The organism is Ligilactobacillus sp. (genome assembly GCF_036846325.1).
In the GTDB taxonomy this organism is placed as follows: domain Bacteria; phylum Bacillota; class Bacilli; order Lactobacillales; family Lactobacillaceae; genus Ligilactobacillus.
The window spans coordinates 17,643-20,602 of record NZ_DAIUCE010000028.1; the positions used below are offsets into that span (position 1 = coordinate 17,643).

Here is a 2,960-nt window from a genome sequence, read left to right on the forward strand (position 1 = left end):
CTTGGAGGAGAAAAAAAGACGCCGACGCTGAAATTGTATCCGGAAATCTCCAAAAAATATACCAGTGATTACGATGAACTGTCATTCAGGGTCGGAAGAATCGATGAGAAAAAAAGTTTTGTCGTTAAGGACATCAAAGATTTTTATGAAAAGCTTGTCGCTGAGGATGAGTATCAGATTACGCCTAACAAGTCGATTTTTTTTGATGAAGAAAGCTTGAACGAGAAGGATGAAGAACTGATTAGGTTCGCATACAACGAAAAAATCGAAGAGGATTACGTGCGCGGCTATTCCAGGATCGAATCAAAGGCGCTTGCGATGTCGCCTTCAAGATATGATGGCTTGTTCGACAGGGCAAAAACGGTAAAAATCGATAAAAACGTCTATTTCAAAAAAGATGACGAATTTGAATTTTTGTTCGAATGCAAAAGAGATGACAAAAGAAACGGCTATCACTTTCTTTACTCATTTCCGTCGAGGATGATTGAAGGGTCAGAGCGAATCTATTATTTTAATCGCAACGATTTTTCCATGTGCGTAAGCAGCGTTACCGATACAAAGAGAAGACTTATCAGAAAACTTGAAAAATATTGCGCGTATCCCGGAGAAAGACAGGACATCTTTATCAGTGATGCGAACAAGCATGAATTGAGCGATCTGATCGAAAAAATCGAAAAATTGGGAATGAAAGTCAAAGGAAAGCCCGAACTTTCAGAAGATGAGGAAAAGAAACCGGAAGTCTCCTATTATTTTGATGCCGACAGGAAAAATTTCTTCTGCAAGGTCGGCTGTAAATATGGTGATGAACAGTATTCAATCGAGCTGAACGACTTCGGTGTAATCAAAGGTCAGAAAAATCAAAGGCGCAACGGATATTTTGAAGGAAAGGCAATCGAACCCCTGCGCGGCATGTTTGTCTTTGATGAGGAAACTTTCGTCACGGAACGCGACACGGAAAATGCTGAGATGATTTTTGAAAAACTTCTTCCAAGGCTGAAGAAAAGCGGAAACGTCATGGGAACTAAGAGCTTTCAAAATGCCCGCATTCGCCGCAGACCTGAATTCAGCGTCGGTTTGTCGTTTAATCATGATCTGCTGAACATTGAAGTGACCAGCTCTGATTTTTCGCCGGAAGAACTGTCTGAGCTTTTAGGCAGCTATACGCCCCAAAAGAGATTTTATACACTTAAAACGGGGAAGATGCTCAAATTTGACGATGAAGACAAAACGTTTGAAGAATTGTTCAAGACAATGAACATGATTGGAGCAACGCCGGAAGAATTTGTCAAAGGCAAGCTTGATCTGCCGCTCTACCGTACTTTTTATCTGGAATCAATGCTTCAGGAAAGAGAGGGAATGACTGTTTCTTCTGATGAAAGAATCAAAAGCTTTATAGAAAGTTTTGAAAACTTAACGGAAGAACGGCTGGCTCTTCCTTCGGGATTGAACGCCAGGCTGCGACCTTATCAAGAAGAAGGCTATCGCTGGCTGGCTTCACTTGCGAACGGGAATTTCGGCGGAATCCTGGCCGATGAAATGGGGCTTGGCAAGACTTTGCAGACGATTACTCTCTTGCTGGCCGCAAAGGATGACACAATCAGTCAGGTCAGTTCCGGCAAGGCTTTGATCGTGACGCCGGCCGCCTTGCTTTACAATTGGCAAAACGAGCTTGAAAACTTTGCGCCGACGCTTAAGGCACTGGTGATCAACGGCACTAAAAAGCAGCGGCATGACCTGTTGGCAGACGTTAACGACTATGACGTCGTCCTGACTACTTATGATCAGCTCAAGCGCGACTTTGAAGATTATCGCGAACTTGAATTTGAATATGAAATCATTGACGAAGCCCAGAACATCAAAAACAGCACGACTCAGGCCTCAAAAGCGGTTAAGGCAATTAATGCTAAAAAACGCTTTGCCCTGACGGGAACGCCGATTGAAAATCGCCTGAGCGAGCTCTGGAGCATTTTCGATTACATCATGCCGGGATACTTGTTCAGCTATAGGGAATTCAGAGAACAGTTTGAACGTCCGATTGTCATAAACGAAGAAAAGAGTCTGCAGAAGATTCTGGTCAAAATGATTGCGCCGTTTGTGCTGCGTCGAAGGAAAAGTCAGGTTTTAAAAGAATTGCCGGAGAAGATCGAGCGACCTTACTATGCTGAAATGTCCGGGAAACAGGCTGGCTTGTATCAGGCGATGGTCAATGAGCTTAAAGCGGAACTCAGTCAGAAAAGCGCTGAGGAATTCAAGCAGTCAAGGATTGAGATTTTATCAAAGCTGACCAGAATCAGACAGCTTTGCTGTGATCCAGGGCTGGTCTATTCTGATTACAATGAAGAATCGGCTAAAACGGCTGCTTGTATGGAACTGATTGAATCCGCTCTTTCCGGGGGGCACAGAATCATTATCTTTTCGCAATTTGTTTCGATGCTTTCGGTTCTTGAAGGAAAACTCAGGCAAAAAAAGATTGAGTTCTATAAGATTGTCGGTGAAACTCCCAAGGAAGATCGATTCAAGATGGTCGAGGAGTTCAACCAAAACGACGTGCCGGTTTTCCTGATTTCGCTAAAAGCGGGCGGAACGGGACTGAATCTGGTCGGAGCCGATGTCGTTATTCACTGTGACCCATGGTGGAATGAGGCAGCACAAAATCAGGCTACGGACAGGGCGCATCGAATTGGTCAGACAAAAAACGTCCTGGTTTACAAGCTGATCGTCAAAGATACGATTGAAGAAAAAATTCTTAAAATGCAGGAGCGGAAAGCAAGACTTGCAGATGACATCTTGTCAGGCAAGGGAATGCAGAGCGGAATTATTGATAAAGATGACCTGATGATGCTCTTGTGAAGTTAAAGAGGAGAGGCCGGGAAAAATCCCGGCTTCTTTTTTGTCTGTGAAAATGCCGGACAAGGCAGTTCACGCTCCTGAGTTTCAACCTTAAGACAGAGTTTTTCCCA

The 2,960-nt window shown here is 43.8% G+C and carries 1 protein-coding gene; it reads left to right on the forward strand.

What is annotated here, in order from left to right; translation table 11 throughout:
• Positions 1–2,850, forward strand: a 2,850-nt coding sequence (locus tag V7Z60_RS04480) for a DEAD/DEAH box helicase (RefSeq protein WP_334116630.1), incomplete at its 5' end; no start/stop codon positions are given.
• Positions 2,851–2,960: the final 110 nt, after the last annotated feature.